At 72.2% G+C, this 22,950-nt stretch carries 22 protein-coding genes and 1 tRNA gene; 8 read left to right on the forward strand and 15 right to left on the reverse strand.

The features are described from left to right. Positions 1 to 76 precede the first annotated feature (76 nt). Entirely contained in the window at positions 77 to 2,425 is a 2,349-nt protein-coding gene (locus ABT048_RS03965; protein WP_350519719.1) for a hypothetical protein, read from the reverse strand. Between the two features lie 522 nt (positions 2,426 to 2,947). Between ABT048_RS03965 and ABT048_RS03970 the strand changes: the two genes are divergently transcribed. Then, positions 2,948 to 3,727, forward strand: a complete 780-nt coding sequence (locus ABT048_RS03970; protein ID WP_350519720.1) for a tyrosine-protein phosphatase — start codon at positions 2,948 to 2,950, stop codon at positions 3,725 to 3,727. Between the two features lie 135 nt (positions 3,728 to 3,862). Here the strand turns inward: ABT048_RS03970 and ABT048_RS03975 are convergent, their stop codons facing one another. From ABT048_RS03975 to ABT048_RS04010, 8 genes are all read right to left on the reverse strand, one after another. After that, entirely contained in the window at positions 3,863 to 4,768 is a 906-nt protein-coding gene (locus ABT048_RS03975) for an RNA polymerase sigma factor SigF (protein ID WP_350519721.1), read from the reverse strand. A 144-nt stretch (positions 4,769 to 4,912) separates the two neighbouring features. Continuing rightward, positions 4,913 to 5,752 carry an RNA polymerase sigma factor SigF gene (locus ABT048_RS03980; protein ID WP_396545244.1) on the reverse strand — a complete coding sequence of 280 codons (840 nt, stop codon included), beginning with the start codon at positions 5,750 to 5,752 and terminating at the stop codon, positions 4,913 to 4,915. Positions 5,753 to 6,059: 307 nt separating this feature from the next. Continuing rightward, complete coding sequence (locus tag ABT048_RS03985; protein ID WP_350519722.1) at positions 6,060 to 6,353, reverse strand: Dabb family protein; 294 nt, start codon at positions 6,351 to 6,353, stop codon at positions 6,060 to 6,062. Between the two features lie 140 nt (positions 6,354 to 6,493). Then, positions 6,494 to 6,658, reverse strand: coding sequence for a hypothetical protein (locus tag ABT048_RS03990; RefSeq protein WP_350519723.1), 165 nt, complete (start codon positions 6,656 to 6,658; stop codon positions 6,494 to 6,496). Between the two features lie 449 nt (positions 6,659 to 7,107). After that, positions 7,108 to 7,197 (reverse strand) — tRNA-Ser (locus ABT048_RS03995). Between the two features lie 66 nt (positions 7,198 to 7,263). Next, positions 7,264 to 7,791 (reverse strand): tRNA adenosine(34) deaminase TadA, encoded by a 528-nt coding sequence (gene tadA / locus ABT048_RS04000; protein ID WP_350519724.1) that lies wholly within the window; start codon positions 7,789 to 7,791, stop codon positions 7,264 to 7,266. Between the two features lie 26 nt (positions 7,792 to 7,817). Continuing rightward, positions 7,818 to 8,375 carry a tRNA adenosine deaminase-associated protein gene (locus ABT048_RS04005; protein ID WP_350519725.1) on the reverse strand — a complete coding sequence of 186 codons (558 nt, stop codon included), beginning with the start codon at positions 8,373 to 8,375 and terminating at the stop codon, positions 7,818 to 7,820. 291 nt (positions 8,376 to 8,666) lie between these two features. After that, positions 8,667 to 8,903 carry a hypothetical protein gene (locus tag ABT048_RS04010; RefSeq protein WP_350519726.1) on the reverse strand — a complete coding sequence of 79 codons (237 nt, stop codon included), beginning with the start codon at positions 8,901 to 8,903 and terminating at the stop codon, positions 8,667 to 8,669. A gap of 163 nt (positions 8,904 to 9,066) precedes the next feature. Here ABT048_RS04010 and upp point away from each other — a divergent pair, with 163 nt between their 5' ends. Next, complete coding sequence (upp, locus tag ABT048_RS04015; protein WP_350506235.1) at positions 9,067 to 9,702, forward strand: uracil phosphoribosyltransferase; 636 nt, start codon at positions 9,067 to 9,069, stop codon at positions 9,700 to 9,702. Between the two features lie 79 nt (positions 9,703 to 9,781). Here the strand turns inward: upp and ABT048_RS04020 are convergent, their stop codons facing one another. Then, positions 9,782 to 10,471 carry a LytR C-terminal domain-containing protein gene (locus ABT048_RS04020; RefSeq protein WP_350519727.1) on the reverse strand — a complete coding sequence of 230 codons (690 nt, stop codon included), beginning with the start codon at positions 10,469 to 10,471 and terminating at the stop codon, positions 9,782 to 9,784. A gap of 268 nt (positions 10,472 to 10,739) precedes the next feature. Beyond that, a complete protein-coding gene (locus tag ABT048_RS04025) occupies positions 10,740 to 11,036 on the reverse strand; it encodes a type II toxin-antitoxin system VapB family antitoxin (RefSeq protein WP_030061387.1) in 297 nt (98 codons plus the stop codon). Positions 11,037 to 11,291: 255 nt separating this feature from the next. Here ABT048_RS04025 and ABT048_RS04030 point away from each other — a divergent pair, with 255 nt between their 5' ends. Continuing rightward, positions 11,292 to 12,911 (forward strand): helicase HerA-like domain-containing protein, encoded by a 1,620-nt coding sequence (locus ABT048_RS04030; protein WP_350519728.1) that lies wholly within the window; start codon positions 11,292 to 11,294, stop codon positions 12,909 to 12,911. Positions 12,912 to 12,915: 4 nt separating this feature from the next. Here ABT048_RS04030 and ABT048_RS04035 read toward each other — a convergent pair whose 3' ends face one another. Together ABT048_RS04035 and ABT048_RS04040 are read right to left on the reverse strand one after the other, a co-directional pair. Beyond that, a complete protein-coding gene (locus ABT048_RS04035; RefSeq protein WP_350519729.1) occupies positions 12,916 to 14,082 on the reverse strand; it encodes a type II secretion system protein M in 1,167 nt (388 codons plus the stop codon). 90 nt (positions 14,083 to 14,172) lie between these two features. Beyond that, a complete protein-coding gene (locus ABT048_RS04040) occupies positions 14,173 to 14,838 on the reverse strand; it encodes a rhomboid family intramembrane serine protease (RefSeq protein ID WP_350519730.1) in 666 nt (221 codons plus the stop codon). 83 nt (positions 14,839 to 14,921) lie between these two features. On the opposite strand from ABT048_RS04040, the gene ABT048_RS04045 reads away from it, so the two are divergent. Next, entirely contained in the window at positions 14,922 to 15,440 is a 519-nt protein-coding gene (locus ABT048_RS04045) for a YbhB/YbcL family Raf kinase inhibitor-like protein (protein ID WP_350519731.1), read from the forward strand. Between the two features lie 317 nt (positions 15,441 to 15,757). Here the strand turns inward: ABT048_RS04045 and ABT048_RS04050 are convergent, their stop codons facing one another. Further along, positions 15,758 to 16,735 carry a helix-turn-helix transcriptional regulator gene (locus tag ABT048_RS04050; RefSeq protein ID WP_350519732.1) on the reverse strand — a complete coding sequence of 326 codons (978 nt, stop codon included), beginning with the start codon at positions 16,733 to 16,735 and terminating at the stop codon, positions 15,758 to 15,760. A gap of 111 nt (positions 16,736 to 16,846) precedes the next feature. Between ABT048_RS04050 and ABT048_RS04055 the strand changes: the two genes are divergently transcribed. Together ABT048_RS04055 and ABT048_RS04060 are read left to right on the forward strand one after the other, a co-directional pair. Then, complete coding sequence (locus ABT048_RS04055) at positions 16,847 to 18,325, forward strand: MFS transporter (protein ID WP_350519733.1); 1,479 nt, start codon at positions 16,847 to 16,849, stop codon at positions 18,323 to 18,325. Positions 18,326 to 18,431: 106 nt separating this feature from the next. Further along, the gene (locus ABT048_RS04060) at positions 18,432 to 18,653 is read left to right on the forward strand and encodes a KTSC domain-containing protein (RefSeq protein ID WP_350519734.1); all 222 of its coding nucleotides are present in this window, start codon (positions 18,432 to 18,434) and stop codon (positions 18,651 to 18,653) included. Between the two features lie 163 nt (positions 18,654 to 18,816). On the opposite strand, the gene ABT048_RS04065 is transcribed toward ABT048_RS04060, so the two are convergent. After that, positions 18,817 to 19,461: an HhH-GPD-type base excision DNA repair protein gene (locus ABT048_RS04065; RefSeq protein WP_350519735.1), complete on the reverse strand. Its 645-nt coding sequence runs from the start codon at positions 19,459 to 19,461 to the stop codon at positions 18,817 to 18,819. 263 nt (positions 19,462 to 19,724) lie between these two features. Between ABT048_RS04065 and ABT048_RS04070 the strand changes: the two genes are divergently transcribed. Further along, positions 19,725 to 20,072, forward strand: a complete 348-nt coding sequence (locus ABT048_RS04070; RefSeq protein ID WP_350519736.1) for a DoxX family protein — start codon at positions 19,725 to 19,727, stop codon at positions 20,070 to 20,072. Positions 20,073 to 20,390: 318 nt separating this feature from the next. Further along, positions 20,391 to 22,859, forward strand: a complete 2,469-nt coding sequence (locus tag ABT048_RS04075; protein ID WP_350519737.1) for a terpene synthase family protein — start codon at positions 20,391 to 20,393, stop codon at positions 22,857 to 22,859. Positions 22,860 to 22,950 lie beyond the last annotated feature (91 nt).

Raw genomic sequence — 22,950 nt, forward strand, 5'->3', positions numbered from 1 at the left:
CCTGGGTGGCCGGAACGGGAGCCGTGGCGGGGTCGGGCCGGTCGCCCGGTCCGACCCCGCCGGCGGGTGTTACGGGTTACCGCTTGCCGGAGCGTCCGGCGGTGCTGCTCGGCGTGGCCGTCCCCCCGGAGGCCTTGCCGCTGTTCGCCGCGCCCTTGCCGCCGTGACCGTTGTTATCAGTGGTCACGCCCTTGCCGGGCACCGGGGTCCCGCTGCCGGGCACCAGGGACGGCGCCGGCTTGCGGGTGATGTCGCTCGGGCCCACCGGGACCGGAGTGGCGACGCCCTGCGGGACGACCTTCTTGTCCGCCGGCACCGCGGCCGGGACGGACTTGGCCGCGACGCTCGGCGCCACCGCGGCCGGGGCGGCCGGAGCGGACGGGAGCTGCAGGGTGACGTTGCTCTGCAGGGAGCCCGGGGACACCCAGCCGGAGAGCGTACCGGCGTAGGACGAACCGAACCCGGTCGATCCGATGACCAGCTTCTGAGAAGTGCCGGTCGGCATGGTGGCCTGGACCTGAACACCGGACGGCGCGCTGACCGTGACGGTGTTGCCGACCCGGTAGGCGGTGACCTTGCCGGCGGCGACGGCCGCGTTCCAGGCCGCGCGCTTCTGGAACTCCTGGCCGATCTCGCGCTCGCCGAGGTTCACGATCGGGGTGTTGTCGGCGTGCAGCGACCGGTAGGTGCCGAGGATCTTCTCCAGCACCGGGTAGAGGATCTTGTCCTCGGACAGGTTCGACTGGTGGATGAAGTGCGGCCGCGGGTCGTTGTTCAGCACGTGGCCGAGGTCGATCCGGGCCTCCAGCGGAACGATGTACGACTGGAAGCCGGTGTTGACGTCCAGCGGCGCCGGCAGGCAGGTCGAGTTGGCGTTGTTCTCACAGACGCCGCTGCCACCGTTGGCCGCGCTGGTGTAGATCCAGTTGTACTCGTCGGTCTCCTCCTTCGCCGTGCCGGCGTTGTAGAAGACGTTCATCGGGTACCGCGGCACGGTCAGCGTCGAGGAGCCGACGGCCCGCTGGGCGGGCTCGCGGGAGGCGTCGCTGCCGGTGAACTTGATGCCGTTGGCGGCCAGCGCCGGGGCCAGGTACGGGTTGTCGCTGGTCTCCTGCGGGGCGGTCAGCAGACCGGAGTGCTCGCCGGTGACCAGGACCTGCGGGTCGACGTTCAGGCCGTTGGTCTTGGCCCAGTCGAAGTTGTTCTTGATCTGGCTGGAGACGGTGTTCTGGTCGGTCCAGACCGTGTTGCCCGCGGCGTCCTTGGTGCACTTCCACGGCACCACCGAGACGTCCTGGACGCAGCCCAGGTACGGGTGGGTGTACGTGTGGTTGACCCAGCGGTAGCTGTTCTGGTCGGCGATCATCTGGCTCGCCGTGGGGTCCACGGTGGTCTCGTGGTCGGCCTTCCAGTCCTCGCTGCCGCCACCGTTGAACACCATGTCCAGGGTGAAGTTGTTGGCGGTCTGCCACTGCTTGAGGTACTGGGCGTCCGCCTGGGTCATCCGGATCGGGTTCGCGGTGTCCGGGGTGCCGGGCGGGCAGGTGACGTCGCCGGGGGTGCACTTCAGCGTGGTGTCCCAGCGGTCGTCGGCCAGGAAGACGTCGTCGACGTGGGCCGCGAAGTAGTTGCGGTCGTAGCCGAGGTGGACGCCCTGGGTGATCCAGTCGACCATGCCGCGGGCGAGCAGGCGGTACTGCTGCTGGTACTGGTTGTAGACGAACGTGACGACCAGTTCCTTGCGGCCGTCGTGGGTGTACTCGCCGACCAGCGACCCGCGCGAGGTGCCGCCGGGTATCGGCGCGTCGACCAGCGGGACGAAGGAGGCGCCGGCCGGGAGGCTCGCGAGCGGGGTGGCGAGGTAGCCGTAGCTCTCGCTGACGCTCGGGTCGTTGTCCTCGAACGGGACGCTGCCCTTGAGGTACCCGAACGATCCCGATGTTCCGGCCGCGGTGGTGGCGCCCTGGAATCCGTCGAGAGTGCCGACGAATCCGGGATTCTGCGCGTAGTTCAGCCCCACCGCCGGACTGGCCCACGTGTACGCGTCGATCTGACGGACGTTGAAAGCGGCTTCGTAGCTCGCGATGGCCGTCATCTCGGCCGCGCTGTTGGGGAAGGGGTTTTCGTTGGGCAGCACGATGCCCTGGAACTTCCCGCGCGGCTGGCCGTTCACCGTGTCGCTCAGGAAAGCCGCGTTGATCACGGGACGGTTGGGGTCATTGAGGCTGACGACCTTGTACGGCGTGCCCTGGCTCTTGAGCTCGGCGGTGATGGCCGCAACCGAGGGACCGCCGTCGTCGACGACCAGGATGGTGAGGTCGATCCTGGGCGGCGTGGTGTCGCCAAAGGCCAGGGTGGTCTGCAGGCCGCCGGCCAGCAGGACTGCCGCCGCGCACGCGGCGACTCTTCGGGTCGCTCGACCCATGGTTGATCCTCCCCTTGGGCCAGGCAACGCGCTGCTCGGCGCTCGCCTGCCCGTGTAGCTGTTCGCGGGCAGCAGGCTGCCCGGCGCCCATCCTGGTCGAGGGTCGGCCGTGCGAGGGACCAAATGGGCGAGAGTGCAGCGAACCTGTTACCAACGTTCATGGCGTTGCCATGAAGGCGCTGATTGTGACCGGAACCGGACCGGTGACGCAAATAATGAATTGAAAATGAAAAACCGGAAGCTGAGCGCTACAGGTGGTTACCGACGGTGTGGCCCGATGGGGTGGGTGGGACACCTACACTGTCGTCGTTGCGCATGACACTCTTGCACATCTCCCCGGTCCATTGGGCAGGTTCATGCAATATCGGGCACCGTTGTGCCATGTGACAGTCTGAATATGCAATGGAGGCGCGCGTGACCGATCGGCAGGCCCGGTCCGGAAGAATCGTGAACGCACGGAATTCGGCGCCGGAGGGGGGCGGAACGGAGTCGGTCGGGCGCAGCCTCGGTCTGCGCGGCGCGGTGAACGCACGGGATCTGGGCGGTTACCGGGCGGCCGACGGACGGATCCTGCGCCGCGGAGTGGCCCTGCGCAGTGACGGCCTGAACCACGTCACCGCCGAAGACCTCGGCCCGCTGGCCGAGTTGGGCCTGCGCCGGGTGGTGGACCTGCGCAGCATGGACGAGGTCCGCGAGGCCGGCCGCGACCGGCTGCCCGATGGTGTGGCGCTGCACCACTTCCCCTTGCTGGCAACGGACTTCGACATCTACGTGATGATCAGGGATGCGCTGTCCGACGCCAGTGCGCAGCGGCAGCGGGCACTGCTCGGCGACGGCCGGGCGGGCGCGATGATGACCGGCCTCTACCGATGGTTCGTCACGGACCGGGTGGCGCGCGAGCGCTTCGCCGCCCTGCTGCGCCTGTTGGCCGCCCCGGAGGGGCCGCCGCTGCTGTTCCACTGCTCCGCGGGCAAGGACCGCACCGGCTGGGCCGCCGCGCTCCTGATGACCGCGCTGGGGGTGGACCGCGCGACGGTCCTCGACGACTACCTGCTCACCAACGAGCGCTCCGCGGCGGTCGTCGAGCGCGTGCTGGGCGACTTCGCGGCCCGCGGCCTGATGCGCGAGCCCGAGCTGCTCCTGCCGGTCTTCCAGGCCGACCGCGCCTACCTGGACGCGGCCTTCGCGGAGGTCGAGGCCGGCTGGGGCGGCTTCGAACCGTTCTGGCGGGAGGGGCTCGGGCTGGACGACGACGTGCTGGCCGGACTGCGCGTCAACCTGCTGGACGGCAGCGACAGCTGAGGGGACCGATCGACCCGCGTCGATCGGCCCCCTGCTCGGGCCCGCTGCTCGGCCCCTGCTGGGCCTCCTGCCGGCCCCTGCCGGCCCTGCTGCTCGGCCTCCGTCGATCGGCGTCCGCCGGTCGGCCCGGTTCGGTCAGCCCTCGTTGATCAGGCCCTCGCGGAGCCGGGTGAGTGTCCGGGTGAGCAGCCGGGAGACGTGCATCTGCGAGATCCCGATCTCCTCGCCGATCTGCGACTGGGTGAGGTTGCCGAAGAACCGCAGCATGATGATCCGGCGCTCGCGCGGCGGCAGCTTGGCCAGCAGCGGCTTCAGCGACTCCCGGTACTCGACGCCCTCCAGCGCGAGGTCCTCGTAGCCGAGCCGGTCGGCCAGCGGGCCGTCGCTGTCCTCCTCGCCGGAGCCCGAGTCGAGCGAGCTGGCGGTGTACGCGTTGCCGACCGCGAGGCCCTCGACCACGTCCTCCTCGCTGACGCCCAGGCAGGCGGCCAGCTCGGCGACGGTGGGGGAGCGGTCCAGCCGCTGCGACAGCTCGTCGCCGGCCTTGGTGAGTGCCAGGCGCAGCTCCTGGAGCCGCCGCGGCACCCGGACCGACCAGCTGGTGTCCCGGAAGAAGCGCTTGATCTCGCCGACCACGGTGGGCATCGCGAAGGTGGGGAACTCCACCCCGCGCTCCGGGTCGAAGCGGTCGATCGCCTTGATCAGGCCGATGGTGCCGACCTGGACGATGTCCTCCATCGGCTCGTTGCGGCTGCGGAAGCGCGCCGAGGCGTACCGGACCAGCGGCAGGTTGAGCTCGATCAGGGTGTCGCGGACGTACGTGTGCTCCGCGCTGCCGGGCTCCAGCGCGGCCAGCCGCAGGAACAGCGAGCGGGAGAGCGTCCGGGTGTCCAGCCCGGAGCCGGCCGGCGGCTCCGGTGCCGCGTCGGGGCCGGGCGGCCGGACGGATTCGACCCGCTGCCGCGGGACCAGGTCCTCGGCGACGGCCGTGCCGTTGGCGTGTCCAGCGTGGATCTCCGCAGTGCCCAGCTCTCCGGACATGCACCCACCCCCTTGTGACTGACGGTTGAACGGGGGCCCTCGCACGGAGGTTCCCGGCGGGGCCCTCCCCCCTCCATACCGGAACACGGTGCACGGCAAACCCGAACGTCGCAAGATGTCACGCGGGGGTAACGCGCTGCAATCTCACTCTTCCCAGGAGTTGCCGGTCCGAAGCCGGTTGAGGATCCGGGAGAGCAACCGGGAGACGTGCATCTGGGACATCCCCAGCTCGGTGCTGATCTGGGACTGGGTGAGGTTGGCGAAGAACCGCAGCATCACGATCCTGCGCTCCCGCTCGGGGAGTTGGACCAGCAGGTGGCGGACCATGTCGCGGTGTTCGACCTCGGCCAGCGCGGCGTCCTCGTAGCCGAGCCGGTCGAGCAGGGCGAGTCCGCCCTCGTGCTCCTGGGCGGCCTCCAGGGAGGCCGCGTTGTAGGCCCGCCCGGCGTCCAGGCAGGCCCGGACGTCCTCCTCGGGGATCCGCAGGCTGGCGGCGATCTCCGGCACCTTGGGGGCCCGCCCGTGCAGCACCGTCAGCTCCTCCATCGCGCCGCTGACCTGGACCCACAGCTCCTGGAGCCGGCGCGGGACGTGCATGGTGCGGACGTTGTCCCGGAAGTAGCGCTTGATCTCGCCCAGGATGGTCGGCAGCGCGTAGGTGGGGAACTGGACGCCGCGGCTGGGGTCGAAGCGGTCGATCGCGTTGATCAGGCCGATGGTGCCGACCTGGACGACGTCCTCCATCGGCTCGCTGCGGCTGCGGAAGCGGGTGGCCGCGTAGCGGACCAGGGGGATGTTCACCTCGATCAGGGCGGCCCGGACGCGTTCCCGCTCGGGGGCGTCCGGGGGCAGCTCGGCGAGCCGTTCGAACAGCACCCGGGTCAGCGTCCGGACGTCCACGACGGGCCGCCCGCCGGGGCCGCGCAGCCCGTCCGGGCGGAGCTCGCCGGCCGGGCTGATGATCGCAGCCAGCACCTCGTCCACGGACACGTCACCCCTCCCAAAGTCGACAACGGCGGGCCCTGCGGATCGGGTGTCGCGGCTGGTTCATCACCTCGCCATGTCCGGCAAAACCGGTCATAGCATCACAAGGTGGGCGCAGGTCGGGCAAGCACCCGGTAGAGGTGTGTTGGTAGGCCGTTCGACCTGCGCCCGGCCGGTCGGCGGGGAACGGCGGGGATCGTTCCGGGACAGAGCAAGGCGCCCCGCCCGGAGGTCGGACGGGGCGCCGCGGTCCGTCCGGGGGAAGGGCCCGTGACGGGCTCCGGACGGGGCGGGGTCGGACGGGTGCTCAGACCTCGATGTCGGCGATCACCCAGGTCGCGAACTCGCGCCACAGGGCCGCCGCGGCCTGGTGGGCCGGGTGGGTCAGGTAGGCCTGCAGGGCGTCGCGGTCCTCGACCAGGCTGTTGATCGCGTAGTCGTACGCGATGTCCCGCTCGGTGGTGTTCCAGTTGCACTCCCACTCGCGCAGCTCGGGGATGACCGCGCCGAGTTCGGAGAAGGCCTTGGCGCCGGCGAGCGCGCGCTCGTCGTCCTTGCTGACGCCTTCGTTGAGCTTGAACAGGACCAGGTGCCGGATCACGATTGCCGCTCCTCGCGGACGGGGGTGGGGTCCCGCCCACCGTAGCCGGTGCACCGGTGCCGCCGGACGGCCGTCCGCCGGTCGGGTGCGGGCCGGAGCCCGGGCCGGAGCCCGGGTCGGTCACGCCGGGTCGGGCCGGTCTACTTGATCAGGCCGGTCATGAAGGTGCCGACCGCCTTGGCCGCGTTCGAGATGCCCTCGAACCCCAGCTGGACGAGCTCGGCGGAGCGGGCCGGCGACGTGATGATCGAGTAGAGCACGAAGACGAGCAGGAGGACCATGCCGATCTTCTTCGCCTGCGCCATCGGGTGACCTTCCTCCCAGCGGTGGGCCGCCGTCATCCGGTCCCCGAGCGGCCTGCAGGGGGCAGCTTATCCACCCGGACGGGCTATCAAGTGTGCGACGCGTTCGGCCGGCGGGACGAAGGTCCCCGCGAGTGGGGCCTTTCTCCGGGTGCCCGGCCGCGAGCCGGGCGGCAGGATGGATGACGTACCGAGGATCTGGCAGGAATCCCCGGTGCGTGGATCCGGAGCTCCCCGCTGTGGGACCGGCCGCCGCGGCTTCCCCCCGACGCGGTGCCGGTTGTGGGACTCCGCCGGGGGAGCGGTCAGTCCCCCCGAGCCGCTCCCCCCTCCAGGCTCCGTACGGACCGGGCGTCGGTGGTCGTCGGCCCGGTGTACGGGGCCGCTTCCGTGTCCGAGGGTGCGCGGAAACGCCGAGGGCCCGTCCGGATCGGACGGGCCCTCGGGCTTTCTGGCGGTAGCGGTGGGATTCGAACCCACGGTGGAGTTGCCCCCACACACGCTTTCGAGGCGTGCTCCTTTGGCCGCTCGGACACGCTACCGAGGGGAACTCTACCGGACGGGTGGCTCGGGAACGAAATCCGTATCGGGAGGACCGTCGGAGGGGCTCAGCGGTGGGTGTCGAAGAACGCCCGCAGCTGCTCGCCGCACTCCTCGGCCAGGACGCCCCAGATCACCTCGGGGCGGTGGTTGAGCCGGCGGTCGCGCATCACGTCGAAGAGCGAGCCGGCCGCGCCGGCCTTCTCGTCGAGGGCGCCGTAGACCACCCGGTCGATCCGGGAGAGCACGATGGCGCCGGCGCACATCGTGCACGGCTCCAGGGTGACGACCAGGGTGCAACCGCCGAGCCGCCACTCGCCGACGGCGGCGGCCGCCTGCCGGATCGCGACCACCTCGGCGTGCGCGGTCGGGTCGCCGACCGCCTCGCGCTCGTTGTGGCCGCGTCCGATCACCTCGCCGTCCGGGCCCAGGACGAGCGCCCCGACCGGGACGTCCCCGGTGGCCGGCGCCAGGGCGGCCTCGGCCATGGCGAGGCGCATCGGCGCCGCCCAGCGGTCGCGGACCGGGTCGGGGCGGACGGGGGCGGGCAGTGGGGGGACGTGCGGGACGGTCAGGGCGGTGGATGCGGGCTGCATGGCATCCAGTGTCGGGTATCCGGCCGCTACCGGACGGCCTCCAGGACCTCGCCGCAGCCGAGGGCCTCGGCGATCTCCTCCAGGGCGTCGCCCGGCACCGCGCCCTCGCCGCTGAGGGCGAGCAGTTCGTCGGAGGCCAGGCCGAACTCGGTGAGCAGGTGGGCGTCGCCGAGCGGGCCGACCGGGACGCCGCCGCGGGGCTCGGCGTCCTCGTCGTCCTGGGCCTGCGCATCCGCTTCCTCGTCCAGCAGGTGGTCCAGGTCGCCGAACTCGCTCTCGCCGGCCTGGTCGACCAGCTCGTCGGTGAGGACGGAGCCGTACGAGCTGCGGGCCGCGGCGGCGCCGTCCGACACGAAGATCCGCGGGTCGTCCTCACCGTCCACGCGGACGACGGCGAACCAGGAGTCCTCCTGTTCGATGAAGATCAGGACGCTGTCGTCGTCCTGCGCGGAGTTGCGGGCCAGGTCGGCCAGATCGGCCAGGGATTCGACGTCGTCGAGCTCCGTCTCGCTCACATCCCACCCGTCCTCGGTGCGAGCAAGCACTGCAGCGAAGTACGCCACCAGGGACACTCCCAAGATCATCGGTCTCGGCTGTCGGCGCGCCGGGCAACGCGGAATCTGGCCGCCCCCGCGCCAGAGGCGGTCCGCTTGTTCGGACCGTCCCATCGGAATCGTGACAGAAAGCCCGCCCTCGCGGGGGGTGTTCGGCAGCGCGTCTTTGCAGGTCGTGTCGGAAGGGCCGGGCGGCGGAGGGCCGAGCCGTGGCGGGACGGTCCGAAGCCGGTCGAAATTTGCTCCGAACGCCCGCCGGGGCCGATCGCGCCCCGTCTCCGCCCCGCCGCGAGCCCTGTCGCGGACCCGCTCGGAGGCCCGTCAGATCCGGAAGGTTCGCATCCGCATCGCCTCGCGCATCCGCCGTTCCTTGGTCCGGCGGGGCTGGACCCGCTCCCGCAGTTCGCGCGCCTCGGTGAGCTCGCGCAGGAAGACGGCCCGCCGCTTGCGGCGCTCCGCCTCGGTCTCCGGGGGGTCGTCCGGCGGGCCCGCGCGCCGGCCCGCCCCGCCGACGGGCTCGTCCGCCGAGCCGTCCCCGGCCTTCGGGTTGCTCGTCATAAGACGTGACATTCCCAGAACGGCCCGGTTGATACCACAGCAGCCGCTTCCGTCCGGACATTCACCCCGTGTCACGGCGTGTCACGGGTTCGTCACCCGGTCCGGCGCCCGGGTCGGGCCCGGCATGTCGTACAGGCGTCCAGACGCGGGCTAACCTCGGTACATGCGTCTCCACGTCGTCGACCACCCCCTGGTCGCCCACAAGCTCTCCACCCTGCGCGACGAGCGCACCGACTCGCCGACCTTCCGTCGCCTGACCGACGAGCTGGTGACCCTCCTCGCCTACGAGGCCACCCGGGACGTCCGCACCGACGAGGTGGAGATCACCACGCCCGTGGCGGTCACGCTCGGTACCCGGCTCAGCTACCCGCGCCCGCTGGTGGTGCCCATCCTGCGGGCCGGCCTCGGCATGCTGGACGGGATGACCCGCCTGCTGCCGACCGCCGAGGTCGGCTTCCTCGGCATGGTGCGCAACGAGGAGACCCTGGAGGCCTCCACGTACGCCACCCGGATGCCCGACGACCTCTCCGGCCGCCAGGTCTACGTGCTCGACCCGATGCTGGCCACCGGCGGCACCCTGGTCGCCGCCATCAAGATGCTGATCGAGCGCGGCGCCACCGACGTCACCGCCGTGGTGCTGCTGGCCGCCCCCGAGGGCGTCGAGGTGATGCGCCGGGAGCTGGCGGACCTGCCGGTCACCGTGGTCACCGCCGCCCTGGACGAGCGGCTCAACGAGAACGGCTACATCGTCCCCGGCCTCGGTGACGCGGGCGACCGGCTGTACGGCACCGCGGGCTGAGTCCCCGACGGAGAACGGACCCATGGGAAGGGCCCTGCGGCAGCGCGCCGCAGGGCCCTTCCGTTGTCCGTACCGGGCGTCAGCAGCTGCCGGCCGCTGTGGGGGTGGGGGAGGGCTTGGTGGCCAGGGCGAGGGCGGCGGCCGCCTGGGTCTCGTCCAGCAGGGCGTTGTAGCTGTCGCCGATGACGAAGTCCACGGTGGCGTCGGCGCGGGCGTCCGCGGTGACGGTGGCGCCGGCGATCTGCGAGCCGACCAGGGTGCCGGCCCCGGCGCCGGTCGGGCCGGCGATCACCTGGGCGGTGCCGGGCACCTTCTTGTCCAGCTCGGCCGGGGCGTTGCCGACCTTGCCGATGACGAAGCCGCGCTTCTTGAACTCCTCGGCGGTCCGCCCGGCCAGGCCGGCCTTGGTGGTGGCGTTGTAGATGTTCACGGTGACCGCGGTGGGCTGCGGGACGGCGTGCGGGTCACCCTGGGCGGCGGCGGGCGCGCCGGAGGCCGCGGGGGCGCCCGGCGTCGCGCCCGGCGTGGGGGCGGCCAGCGGCTTGCCGGAGGAGGTCGCGCACGCCTGGGCGGAGGAGTTCTTGTTCCGGCCCGTGAAGATGTCGTAGAGCTGCACGCCGCCGAGGCCGATCAGGGCCAGGGCGAGCAGGCCGGCGAGCGCGGCGATCACCTTGCGGCTCTTCTTCGGGGGCCGGCCCAGCCGCGGGTAGGAGTTGCCGGTGACGCGGTACTGCTTCCCCTTGAGGCCTTGGGGAGTCAACATGCTCATGGTTTGTCTCCCCCTCGTACCGGGGCGGGGTCGGGATGACGGGTCGGCCGGGTAGGGGCATCCCCCGGGTGCGGGCGGATCCCCTGGTCGCGGCCGTAGTCAGCAGCGTAGTGCCGTACAGCTGCGAAGGTACTAAATGATCATCATCTGGAGTAGCCCGGTACCCGAATGGGGGTACCGGGGTACGCGCGGACCGCCCTCCGCCGGGTGGCGAGGGGGCGGTCCGGAAGCCTGCGGCCGGTCCGACGGGCCCGGTGCCGGGGGCCCGTCACTCCATTTCGAGGACGCGGGCGTGCAGCACCTGGCGCTGCTGCAGCGCGGCCCGTACGGCCCGGTGCAGCCCGTCCTCCAGGTAGAGGTCGCCGTGCCACTTCACCACGTGGGCGAAGAGGTCCCCGTAGAAGGTCGAGTCCTCGGCCAGCAGGGTTTCGAGGTCGAGTTGGCCCTTGGTGGTCACCAGCTGGTCGAGCCGCACCGGACGCGGGGCGACGTCAGCCCACTGTCGGGTGCTCGTCCGGCCGTGATCCGGGTACGGCCGCCCATTGCCGATGCGCTTGAAGATCACACGGAAAGCCTACCGTTTGGGCGGCGAATGACGCAGCAGCCGCGACGCCGCCACGCGCACCGGTGTGAACTGCGGGTGGACGAATGCGGCTGTTTGATGGGAAATGTCGCGAACATCGCCCGGTGTCGACCGGTTCGAGTCGATCGGGTTCCGGTTCCGGTGACGAAGCGTTCCGATGCGATCCGATGCGATCCGATGCGTGCCGGTGCGTGGCGACGCGTGCCGAATGGTTCCGATCCGCCCAGGAGTGTGCCGATGTCCTCCGCCCCCACCCCGCAAGCCGTCCGGGAGATCGCCGACGGGTACGCCTTCACCGGGCCCGCCCTCGACCTCGGCGCGGTGCTGCTGGACGGCACCGCGTACCCGGACGCCCAGGTGCGCATCCCGCTGGGCGTCCTCAACCGGCACGGGCTGGTCGCCGGGGCCACCGGCACCGGCAAGACCAAGACCCTCCAGCTGATCGCCGAACAGCTCTCCGCGCAGGGCGTGCCGGTGTTCCTGGCCGACATCAAGGGGGACGTCTCCGGCGTCGCCGCGCCCGGCACGGCGAGCGAGCGCACCACCGCCCGGGCCGCCGAGGTCGGGCAGCAGTGGGCGGCGCAGGGCCGCCCCGCCGAGTTCTACGCGCTCGGCGGGCAGGGCACGGGCATCCCGATCAGGGCCACCGTCACCAGCTTCGGACCGTTGCTGCTCAGCAAGGTGCTGGACCTGAACGAGACCCAGGAGTCCTCGCTCAGCCTGGTGTTCCACTACGCCGACGGCAAGGGCCTGGAGCTCTACGACCTCAAGGACCTGACCGCGGTGATCGCCTTCCTCGCCTCGCCCGAGGGCAAGGAGGAGCTGAAGACCCTCGGCGGCCTCTCGGCGGCCACCGCCGGGGTGATCCTGCGGGCGCTCACGGTGCTGGAGAACGAGGGCGCCGGGCAGTTCTTCGGCGAGCCCGAGTTCGACACCGCCGAGCTGCTGCGGACCACGCCGGCCGGCGAGGGCGTGGTCTCGGTGCTGGAGCTGCCCGCGGTGCAGGACCGGCCGCGGCTGTTCTCCACCTTCCTGATGTGGCTGCTCGCCGACCTCTACCAGGAGCTGCCCGAGGTCGGCGACCTCGACCGGCCGAAGCTGGTGTTCTTCTTCGACGAGGCGCACCTGCTGTTCAAGGGCGCCTCCAAGGCCTTCCTGGAGGCGATCACCCAGACCGTGCGGCTGATCCGCTCCAAGGGCATCGGCATCTTCTTCGTGACCCAGACCCCGCGGGACGTCCCGTCCGACGTGCTGGCGCAGTTGGGCAACCGGGTGCAGCACGCGCTGCGCGCCTTCACCCCGGACGACGCCAAGGCGCTCAAGGCCACCGTCTCGACCTTCCCGCGCTCCTCGTACGACCTCGGCACGGTGCTGACCTCGCTCGGCACCGGCGAGGCGGTGGTGACCGTGCTGTCCGAGGAGGGCGCGCCGACGCCCGTCGCGGCGACCAGGCTGCGGGCGCCGCAGTCGCTGATGGGGCCGATCGAGGCGGGGGCGCTGCGGGCGGCCGTGGACGGCTCGCCGCTGACGGCGCGCTACCGGGACGCGGTCGACCGGGAGTCGGCGTACGAGAAGCTCGCGGCGCGGGCGCCCCGGCCGGAGGCGGCGTCGACGGAGCCCGAGCGCTCCGGGCCCGGGGCGCGTGGGACGCGTGAGGCCGACGAGCCCCGGGAGGCGAGGGAGTCCAGGGAGTCCAGGGAGCCCCGGGAGGCTTCGGGGGAGAAGGAGGGCGTGGGCGGGCTGCTCGGGTCGCTGCTGAGCAATCCGACCGTCAAGTCCTTCGCCCGCTCGGCGGGGCGCCAGCTCGGGCAGGAGATCTCGCGCAGCCTGTTCGGGACGTCCAAGCGGCGGCGGTGACGGCTCAGCCGCGGAGGGCGGCGCCGATCCGGTCGAGGGAGGACAGGCGCATCAGGCCGTAGTGGTAGAACCCGATCTCGGGGACGCCGAGTCCGCGCAGCAGGGAGACCTTGGCGGCGAGGTTCTCCGCGCCGTCGCAGTCGGAGGACATCGGGCGCAGGATCACCGCCAGTTCCTGCGGGCGGACGCCGTGCAGGGCGAACGCGGCGACCTTCTCCCGGACGGCCTCCGGAGTCGTGGCGTAGCCGAGCGTCTCGATCCGGTCGGCGGCCCGGGCGAGGGCGGGCAGGTCGATCCCGGCGAGCCAGCCCTTGCCGGGGCCGCCGCCGTCCATGAAGCTCAGCCGCATGCCGTGGCGGCGGGCCTGCTCGGACAGGTCGGCGGCGAGCGAGGTGACGGTGGCGGCGGAGGCGTCCACGTACGCGGCGAAGGCGCCGTCGGCGAGGGCGCTCAGGTCGGCGGGCTCGGCGGCGGCGGAGTCGTCGGCCAGCCGGCGGCGCAGCTCGGTGCGGACCGCCTCGGCCGCCTCCTCGGCCGGGACGCCGGCGGCCGTGGCGGCGGCGCGGCAGTGCGGGCAGAAGCAGACCCCGAGCAGGGCCTCGGCGACGGGGCCCAGCTCCTCGAAGTAGCGCTCGTGGTGGTAGCCGTGGCGCAGCCCGTGGAAGTGCAGCGACTCGGCCCGGATCGCGTCCACGCCGTACCGGGCCTGCTCGGCGACCAGGGTCAGCGCGTACTCGCGGACCTCCGGGTTCGCCGGGCAGAGCTCGGTGAGCAGGCGGTCGCCGAAGGCGTTGGCCGGGGCGCAGTCGGGGTGGGCGAAGCCGAGCCGGTCGTTGTGGCAGAAGACCGTCCAGGCGTGCAGCTTCAGGCCGCGGCGGTGGGCCTGCGCGGCGGCCTCGGCGAAGGGGTCGCGCTCGCCGATGGCGGTGGACGGGGTGGGTGCCAGTCGGCGGCCCCGCCAGGCGGCCGGGTCGGGGCGGAAGTACGCCGCGCCCGGCTCCAGGTAGCGGATCACCCGGCGGGGGTTGTGCGGGAAGACGTCACGGGCCGCGTGGTAGACCGAGGCGAGGGTGACGCCGCCGACCCCGGCGCGGTCGGTGAGGTTGCCGAAGAAGGTGTCGGGGCCCTCGTCGAGCAGGTCGGTGGCGAAGGCGAGGACGGACGACTCCACGGTGCGGCTCCGGGGCTGGGGGCAGGTGCGCCGTTCACGCTAGCCGCAGGGGTGGGATTGGTCTATACCTGGCAGGGCCGGCCGGGTGCCTCAGATGCCCAGGTCGTCCAGCTGCTTGAGCAGGGCGGTGCCGGGGCTGTTCGGGGCTGAAGCCGGGGTCGGAGCCGGGGCGACGGGCCCGGGGGTCCGGTTGCGGAGCAGGACGGCGGCGGCCAGCCCGCCGATCAGCCCGCCCAGGTGGCCCAGCCAGCTGACGCCCTGTGCGACCGGCAGCACGCCGATCAGCAGGGAGGAGTAGAGCACCGCGACCACGACTCCGACGACCGCGTCCAGGACCTTGCGGTCGAGGAGCCCGCGCAGCACCACGTAGCCGAGGTAGCCGTAGACCATGCCGCTCGCGCCGGCCGTCACGGTGTTCGAGCTCTCCAGCAGCCAGACCGTCAGCCCGCCGGACACCATGATCACCAGGCTGGCCAGCAGGAACTTCTGCATGCCGCGGACGGCGGCCAGGAAGCCGAGCACGAACAGCGGCCAGGAGTTCGCCTCGATGTGCTCCCAACTGAAGTGCAGGAAGGGCGAGGTGAACATCTCGGGCAGGTCGCCGAGCTGCTCCGAGCGCAGGCCGAACTCCCGCGACAGCCCGTAGTCGTCCAGCCAGTTCAGCACCTGCACCGACCAGATGACGGCCTGGATGCCGAGCATCGTGAACAGCGCGGTGCGGGAGTCGGAGAGCAGACGGGTCATCCGGGTGGCCATGACCCGACTGTACGGGCGGACGGATCGGACGTGCACCCCATTACAGTGACCGGTGTCATTCCGACTGCGAGAGGTGACCACCCATGAGCAAGCGTCCACCGCTGCCCTACGAGTTCCTGCCGCAGGTGCCGTCCTTCGAGCTGAGCAGTCAGGACGTCACCGAAGGCGGCACGCTGGCCCGGGAGTTCATCCACGCCGGCGGCAACCTCTCGCCGCAGCTGGCCTGGTCGGGCCTGCCGGAGGGCACCCGGAGCATCGCCGTGACCTGCTACGACCCGGACGCGCCGACCGGCTCCGGTTGGTGGCACTGGCTCGCCCTCAACCTGCCCGCCGACACCGCCGGGCTGCCGCGCGGCGCCGGAGCCTCGGACGACAGCCTGCCGGGCGCGGCCTCCTTCCACGGCCGCAACGACTTCCCGGGCAACAAGTACGACGGTGCGGCCCCGCCGCCCGGCGCCCCGCACCGCTACGTCTTCGCCGTGCACGCCCTGGACGTGGAGAAGCTGGACGTCTCCGCCGACACCCCGGCCGCCCAGATCGGCTTCCACCTCACCTTCCACACCCTCGGCCGGGCGCTGCTGACCGGCGAGTACGGGGTCTGAGGCCCGGTGTCGACACCCGATCGTCCGGTCGAGGTCTGGCGGCTGCCCGAGGAGGAGCGGCGGGCCGGGCGCAGGGCCCTGACCTGGACGGTCGGACCGGACGGCGAACTGGCCGTCCTCGTGGTGCCGGAGCCCTACGCGGCACCGCCCGGCGCCTGGCCCGCGGTGCTGGTCACCGACCGGGACGGCCGGATCTGGATGGCGTACGGGGACGAGGGCATCTACGGCGACCACCCGATGGCGATCCCCGGGCTGCTGGCCGCCGGTTCCGCAGCGGCAACGGCTGGTACCGGGTCGGGGTCTGAGCCCCCCTCCCCCTACCTCCCCTCCTGGGTCTCCTCCCCGGCCGCGTGGGCGGCGCGGGCCGCCAGCCTGCGCAGGTGCTCGCGCAGCTCCGGCGGCTCGTGCACCTCGAAGGCGCGGTCCAGCGACAGCAGCCGCACCGCCGTCCACTCCAGGGAGTCGGAGCGGGACCGCAGCCGGCAGCTGTGCTCGTCGACCGGCTCGATCTCGGAGTCGCCCGGCCTGAAGCGCTGCCGGACCAGCGCGGCCGGCGCGTGCACGGTGGCGACCACGGTGCCGCTCGGTGACGCGGGGCGCAGCTTGCCCGCCACGTACGCGGCGGCGTCCTCGGCGGGGAGCGGGCGCGGGGTGAAGCGCGCGCCGGTGGCGAAGGGCTCGCTCAGCCGGTCGACCCGGAACAGCCGCCAGTCCTCGCGGTCCAGGTCGTAGCCGACCAGGTACCAGCGGCGGCCGACCGAGACCAGCCGCTCGGGCTCGACCAGCCGCCTGGTGCCGGTGCCGTCGTAGGCGCGGTAGGCGAAGCGCAGGCGTTCGTGGTTGGTGACGGCGCCGGCGATCAGGGTGAGGTCGTCCGGGTCGACGGTCGGGCCGTCCCCGGTGAGCAGCGGGACGGTGGCGTTGTTGAGCGTGCCGACCCGGTGCCGCAGCCGGCCCGGCAGCACCTGGAGCAGTTTGCCGAGGGCCCGGACCGAGGCCTCCTCGATGCCGACCACGGCGTGCCCGGCGCCCGCCCGCAGCCCGACCGCGATGGCCACCGCCTCCTCGTCGTCCAGCAGCAGCGGCGGCATCGCCGTGCCCGCGACCAGCCGGTAGCCGCCGACCGCGCCCATGGTGGCCTGCACCGGGTAGCCGAGGTCGCGCAGCCGGTCGATGTCGCGCCGGATCGTCCGGGGGCTGACGCCGAGCCGCTCGGCGAGTTCGCTGCCGGGCCACTCGCGCGGGGTCTGCAGCAGCGACAGCAGGTTCAGCAGCCGGGCCGGGGTGTCGGTCATGCCGTCCAGCATGCCGGATGAACTGGGACAGCTCCTGACCTACATGGCCGCTACCGTCGTGGACGTCGAGAAGAAGCGGTCAGAGCGAGAAGTCGAGTCGAGGAGTACGGAATGAGCGCGGCGGGAGCCGATCGGCGGAGGTGGATCGCCCTGGCGATCGTGATGGTGGCCTCCTTCATGGACCTGGTGGACGTCACCATCGTCAACATCGCCATCCCCAGCATCCAGGCGGACACCGGCGCCTCCTTCAGCGCCGTGCAGTGGGTCACCGGCGGGTACGCGCTGGCCTTCGCGATCGGGCTGATCACCGGCGGGCGGCTGGGCGACATCCACGGCCGCAAGCGGCTGTTCCTGATCGGGATCGGCGGCTTCACCGTGGCGTCCGCGCTGTGCGGGCTGGCCTCCGGGCCGGAGATGCTGGTCGCGACCCGGCTGCTGCAGGGCGGGACGGCGGCCCTGATGGTGCCGCAGGTGCTGTCGATCATCCACGCGACCTTCCCGGCGGAGGAGCGCGGCAAGGTGTTCGGCATGTTCGGCGCGGTGGTCGGACTGGGCGCCGTCTCCGGTCCGATGATCGGTGCGCTGCTGACCGAGTGGGACCTGTTCGGCCTGGCCTGGCGGCCGATCTTCCTGATCAACCTGCCGGTCGGCATCGCCGGCCTGCTGCTCGGCCGCCGCTTCATCGACGAGTCGAAGGCCGACCAGGCGCTGAAGCTCGACCTGGTGGGCGTGCTGCTGGCCAGCCTCGGCCTGCTGATGCTGATCTACCCGCTGACGCACGGGCGGGAGGCCGGCTGGCCGCTCTGGGGGTACCTGTCGATGGCCGGCAGCCTGCCGGTGTTCGCGCTGTTCGTGGCGTACGAGAAGGTCAAGACGCGGCGGGACGGCTCGCCGCTGGTCGAGCTGGCGCTGTTCCGGGTGAAGTCCTTCGCCGCCGGGATCTGCGTGCAGCTGGCCTTCGGCGTGGCACTCGGCATCTTCTTCCTGGTCTGGACGCTCTACATGCAGGTCGGCCTGGGCTGGAGCCCGCTCAAGGCCGGTGCGACCGGCATCCCGTTCTCGCTCGCGGTCTCCACCGCGGCCGGGCTGTCGGTGCAGAAGCTGGTGCCGCGGTTCGGGCGGAAGGTGCTGCAGGCGGGCGCGCTGGTGATGGCGGCGGGCGTGCTCACCTACATCTGGGAGGCGGACCGGTACGGCACGGCGATCTCGCCCTGGCAGATGGCACTGCCGCTGGTGGTGATGGGCCTCGGCATGGGGCTGATCGTCGCGCCGATCACCGACGCGGTGCTGGCGGAGGTGCCGCGCGAGCACGCCGGCTCGGCCTCCGGGCTGATCAACACCGTGCAGCAGGTGGGCAACGCGCTCGGGCTCGGCCTGGTCTCGGTGGCGTTCTTCGGGGCGATGGACGACGTGGTCGCGCCGGAGGCGGTCGGGACGGCGTTCGGCGGGGCCTTCGTGCACGCGCTGTGGTGGGTCGCGGGCGTGCTGGCGGCGGTGTTCCTGCTCATGTTCGCGCTGCCGCGGCGGCGCAAGGCGCTCGACGCCGGCGCCGCGGGCGCGGTGGAGGAGCGGGAGTCCGTCCTGGTCTGAGGACCGGCCGACTGATCCGCCGCCGACCCGACGGACGGAACGCACCCGGAGCGAGGGCCTCGGTCGCACTGCGCGACCGGGGCCCTCGTCGCACACTGGGAGGGCCATGGACCGTACGGCGGTGGACTCCTCGGTGCTGCGCTCGGTCGGGTACGACCCGGCGGCGCGGCTGCTGGAGCTGGAGTTCACCGGCGGTCCGGTGTACGAGTACGCGGGCGTACCGGCCCGGGTGCACCGGGAGCTGTTGGCCGCGGAGAGCCACGGGCGGTACTTCGTCCGACGGATCCGCGGCCGGTACGCCTACCGGCGGTCGGCGACCGACCGGTAGCTGCTGCCGTCCCGGGGGCGGACGTCGGAGGGGCGGGCCGGGAGCCGGTCCCGGCGGGCTGCCCTGCGGGGGACGGTGATCGGGCGCGGTCCGGAGGTCCGGCGGCCCGGCGTGGGTCCGGCGGGCCGGTGTGGCGGCTGCGGTCGTGTCGGGGCCGCCGGTTTCAGCGCGCGCCGGTCGGCGTGGGCGCGGCCGTCGAACGGGTGGTGGTGCGCGGCTTGGCCGCCGCCTTGGCCTCCTTCGCGGCGCGCTTCACCTCCTGCTTGAACTCCCGCACCAGGACGAGGGAATCGGGGCCGGTGATGTCGGCGACCGAACGGTGCGCGCCCTCCTCGCCGTACGCGCCGGCCGCCTCGCGCCAGCCCTCGGGCCGTACGCCGTACTGCTTGCCGAGCAGGGCGAGGAAGATCTGGGACTTCTGCTTGCCGAAGCCGGGCAGCGCGTTGAGGCGGCTGAGCAGCTCCTTCCCGGTGCGGACGTTCTTCCACAGTGCGGCGGCGTCGCCGTCGTACTGCGCGACGAGGAACTGGCAGAGCTGTTGGACGCGTTTGGCCATCGCGGCGGGATAGCGGTGGACGGCGGGTTTCGCGGAGAGGAGCGCGACGAACTCCTCCGGGTTGTAGGTGGCGATCTCGTGGGCGTCCAGGTCGTCCCGGCCGAGGCGCTGGGCGATGGTCAGCGGGCCGGTGAACGCCCACTCCATCGGCACCTGCTGGTCCAGCAGCATGCCGACGAGCGCGGCGAGCGCACTCCGTCCGAGCAGTTCGTCGGCCTCGGGCTGCTGTGCGAGCCGAACGGTGACGTTCATGGGCTTGCCCTCCTCGGAGTTGACGTCGGGTCGGCGCCCAGTCTGGTGGACGTGCGGGGGGCGGAGGCGGTCAACACGCCCGTATCGTGGGAAGTCTTGGTGTTCCAGGCCTTGGCATGCCTGCTTTGTTCGTTGGCGGAGCGGTTGTTGGGGGTCTTCGGGGCGTGGCGCGGAATATTTTTTGCCCGCGTCTGTCACATCCGTCGGGGGCGTCGGGTCAGAGGGGTGTCGAACCGAACAGCCATCGAGTGGGGAGCACTTCAATGTCCGTCGCCTACACCGTCGTCACCGTCCTCGGCGCCCTCATGGTCGGCTTCTCGGCCTACTCGGTCTTCGCCGGCGCCGAGTACGTCGTCAAGCCGCTCGCCGACTACGGCGTCCCGCGCGCCTGGTGGACCTGGCTCGGCGTGGCCAAGGCGGCCGGTGCCCTCGGCCTCCTGGTCGGCCTCGCCGTCCCGGTCATCGGCTACGCGGCCGCCGTGGGCGTGATCCTCTACTTCCTCGGCGCCGTCCTCACCGTCGCCCGCGCCCGCGCCTACGCCCACATCCCCTTCCCGCTCGTCTACCTCGCCCCGGCGGCCGCGTCGCTGGCCCTGGGACTGGCGGCCTGAACGAGGGGGCGGCGTCACGGGGGCGGGCCGATCGCGGTCCGTCCCCGTGGAGTTGGGGCGGGTGGTGCGGGTGGGGAGCAGGGGGCGCGGGTGGGTGGGGGTGCGCTCGGCCGGGCGGGTGGTTCCGGTGGGATCGGGTGGAGTCGTGGGGCGGGGCCGTACGTACGATCCAGGGCCGGGCCGTTGCTCGGGTGGCGGGTCGCGCTGGGGTTCGAGTGACTTGGTCATCTCATATGACTGTTCCTGTTGTGCCGGTGCGGCGTCCCGGTCGCGGGTCATTCTTGGTCCAATCGACGCGTCCAGAAAGGCTCGCCCGCCGTGACCCAGCCGTTCGAACTGCCGTCCTTCTACGTGCCGCACCCGGCACGCCTCAACCCCCACCTGGACGACGCACGGGCCCATTCCACCGGCTGGGCCCGGGAGATGGGCATGTTGGAGGGTTCCGGCATCTGGGAACAGGCCGATCTGGAGGCCCACGACTACGGGTTGCTCTGCGCCTACACCCACCCCGACGCCTCCGCCGAGGCGCTGTCGCTGGTCACCGACTGGTACGTCTGGGTCTTCTTCTTCGACGACCACTTCCTCGACATGTTCAAGCGCACCAACGACCGCGAGGCGGGCAAGGCGCACCTGGACCGGCTGCCGCTGTTCATGCCGGCCGACCCGGCCGCCGAGATGCCGGAGCCGCAGAACCCGGTCGAGGCGGGCCTGGCGGACCTCTGGCGGCGCACCGTGCCGGCGATGGGCGAGGACTGGCGGATCCGGTTCGCCCGGAGCACCCGCAACCTGCTCGACGAGTCGCTCTGGGAGCTCGCCAACATCGACGCGGGCCGGGTGGCCAACCCCGTCGAGTACATCGAGATGCGCCGCAAGGTCGGCGGTGCGCCGTGGTCCGCGCAGCTGGTCGAGTACGCCGCCGGTGCCGAGGTGCCGAAGGAGGTGTCGGGCTCGCGTGCGCTGCGGGTGCTGATGGACGCCTTCTCCGACGGCGTGCACCTGCGCAACGACATCTTCTCGTACCAGCGGGAGGTGGAGGACGAGGGCGAGCTGAGCAACGGCATCCTGGTGCTGGAGCGGTTCCTGGAGTGCACCACCCAGGAGGCCGCCGAGGCGGTCAACGACCTGCTCACCTCGCGGCTCCAGCAGTTCGAGAACACCGTGTTCACCGAGCTTCCGGTGCTGTTCGCGGAGACCGGGCTCGACCCGGAGGGCGTCGCGAAGGTCATGGCGTACGTCAAGGGCCTGCAGGACTGGCAGGCCGGCGGGCACGAGTGGCACATGCGCTCCAGCCGGTACATGAACGGCGGTGGGGCGTCGGCAGGTTCGGCCGGCGAGGTGGCGCCCGGGTCGGGCGGAGCGCTGCCGGGGCTGCCCGGTTCGGGGAACTGGTGGGACCAGTACGCGATCGGCGGGATCGGCACCTCGGCGCTGGACATCCTGCGGAGCGGTGCGACGGCGGGAGCGGACGGCGGCGCGGCGACCGCCGCTGCGACCGCCGCTGCGGCGGACGGGGCGGTGAAGGGTGCGGTGAAGGGCGGGGCCCGCCCGGCCGAGCGGCGGGCACGTTCGCTCGGGTACGTGCCGTTCCAGGCCGTCGGTCCCTCCGTGCTGCCGGAGTTCAGGCTGCCGTACGCCCTCTCGCTGAGCCCGCACCTGGACGGTGCCCGGGAGCGCGTGGTCGAGTGGGCCGAGCGGATCGGCCTGCTGGCGGCGGACCCGGCGATCCCCGGATCCGGCATCTGGGACGCCGCGTCGATGCGCGACCACGACCTCGCGCTCTGCGCGGCCGGCATCCACCCCGACGCCGGGGTCGAACAACTCGACCTCAGCTCCGCCTGGTTGGCCTGGGGCACCTGGGCGGACGACTACTACCCGGCGGTCTTCGGCCCCACCCGCGACCTGGCCGGCGCCAAGCGCGCCAACGAGCGGCTGGCACTCCTCATGCCGGTGGACGGCACCCCCGCGCCCGAGCCCGCCAACGCCCTGGAGCGCGGTCTCGCCGACCTCTGGGAGCGCACCGCCGGGCCGATGACCGTCGAGGCGAGGACCCGGTTCCGTGCGGCCGTCGAGTCCATGACGGAGAGTTGGGTCTGGGAGCTCGGCAACCGCATCCAGAACCGGATCCCGGACCCGGTGGACTACCTGGAGATGCGGCGCGCCACCTTCGGCTCCGACCTCACCACCAGCCTCAGCCGCCTCGGCCACGGGCAGGCGATCCCGTCCGACGTCCACCGGCACGGCTCGATGCGCGCGCTGGAGAACTCGGCCATGGACGTCGGGGCCATGGTGAACGACCTCTTCTCGTACCGGAAGGAGATCGAGTACGAGGGCGACCTGCACAACCTCGTCCTGGTGGTGCAGAACTTCTTCGACTGCGACTACCCGTCGGCGGTCCGGATCGTCGACGACCTGATGCACTCGCGGCTGGGGCAGTTCGAGCACGTCGCGCAGAAGGAACTCCCGGTCATGTACGAGGACTTCGGGCTGGACGGCGAGGCGCGGAAGCTGCTCGACGGGTACGTGAAGGAGCTGGAGGACTGGCTCGCGGGCGTCCTGAACTGGCACCGGGAGTGCCGTCGTTACGGCGAGGAGGACCTGCGGCGGCACTTCGGCGCCGACCGGGACCTGGTGGCGGCGACGGAGGCCCGGCGGGCGGCGGCGGGGGCTGCGGAGACGGCCGCCGCGGCGGGCTCGGCCGGGGCGGCGGGCGTGGTGCCGCTCGGACCGACCGGCCTGGGCACGGCGTCGCTGCGGCTGTCGCCGACCTGGGCGGCGCCGGGGCACTGAGCAGGTCGTAGCGGCAGGCGGGCATCCGGCTGCACCCGCGCGGGGCCATCCCGCGCGGGTGCGCCGCGTCGTGGCTAGGCTGGCGAGTCGG

Origin of the sequence: Kitasatospora sp. NPDC096140, from assembly GCF_040303045.1 — a bacterium.
GTDB lineage: Bacteria > Actinomycetota > Actinomycetes > Streptomycetales > Streptomycetaceae > Kitasatospora.

What these genes read in the sequence shown, in the direction of transcription:
- ABT048_RS03965 (WP_350519719.1), bottom strand. Translation starts at nt 2,425, where the DNA reads ATGGGTCGAGCGACCCGAAGAGTCGCCGCGTGCGCGGCGGCAGTCCTG.
- ABT048_RS03975 (WP_350519721.1), bottom strand. Translation starts at nt 4,768, where the DNA reads ATGTCCGGAGAGCTGGGCACTGCGGAGATCCACGCTGGACACGCCAAC.
- ABT048_RS03990 (WP_350519723.1), bottom strand. Translation starts at nt 6,658, where the DNA reads ATGGCGCAGGCGAAGAAGATCGGCATGGTCCTCCTGCTCGTCTTCGTG.
- tadA (WP_350519724.1), bottom strand. Translation starts at nt 7,791, where the DNA reads ATGCAGCCCGCATCCACCGCCCTGACCGTCCCGCACGTCCCCCCACTG.
- ABT048_RS04005 (WP_350519725.1), bottom strand. Translation starts at nt 8,375, where the DNA reads ATGATCTTGGGAGTGTCCCTGGTGGCGTACTTCGCTGCAGTGCTTGCT.
- ABT048_RS04010 (WP_350519726.1), bottom strand. Translation starts at nt 8,903, where the DNA reads ATGACGAGCAACCCGAAGGCCGGGGACGGCTCGGCGGACGAGCCCGTC.
- upp (WP_350506235.1), top strand. Translation starts at nt 9,067, where the DNA reads ATGCGTCTCCACGTCGTCGACCACCCCCTGGTCGCCCACAAGCTCTCC.
- ABT048_RS04020 (WP_350519727.1), bottom strand. Translation starts at nt 10,471, where the DNA reads ATGAGCATGTTGACTCCCCAAGGCCTCAAGGGGAAGCAGTACCGCGTC.
- ABT048_RS04030 (WP_350519728.1), top strand. Translation starts at nt 11,292, where the DNA reads ATGTCCTCCGCCCCCACCCCGCAAGCCGTCCGGGAGATCGCCGACGGG.
- ABT048_RS04040 (WP_350519730.1), bottom strand. Translation starts at nt 14,838, where the DNA reads ATGGCCACCCGGATGACCCGTCTGCTCTCCGACTCCCGCACCGCGCTG.
- ABT048_RS04045 (WP_350519731.1), top strand. Translation starts at nt 14,922, where the DNA reads ATGAGCAAGCGTCCACCGCTGCCCTACGAGTTCCTGCCGCAGGTGCCG.
- ABT048_RS04050 (WP_350519732.1), bottom strand. Translation starts at nt 16,735, where the DNA reads ATGACCGACACCCCGGCCCGGCTGCTGAACCTGCTGTCGCTGCTGCAG.
- ABT048_RS04055 (WP_350519733.1), top strand. Translation starts at nt 16,847, where the DNA reads ATGAGCGCGGCGGGAGCCGATCGGCGGAGGTGGATCGCCCTGGCGATC.
- ABT048_RS04060 (WP_350519734.1), top strand. Translation starts at nt 18,432, where the DNA reads ATGGACCGTACGGCGGTGGACTCCTCGGTGCTGCGCTCGGTCGGGTAC.
- ABT048_RS04065 (WP_350519735.1), bottom strand. Translation starts at nt 19,461, where the DNA reads ATGAACGTCACCGTTCGGCTCGCACAGCAGCCCGAGGCCGACGAACTG.
- ABT048_RS04070 (WP_350519736.1), top strand. Translation starts at nt 19,725, where the DNA reads ATGTCCGTCGCCTACACCGTCGTCACCGTCCTCGGCGCCCTCATGGTC.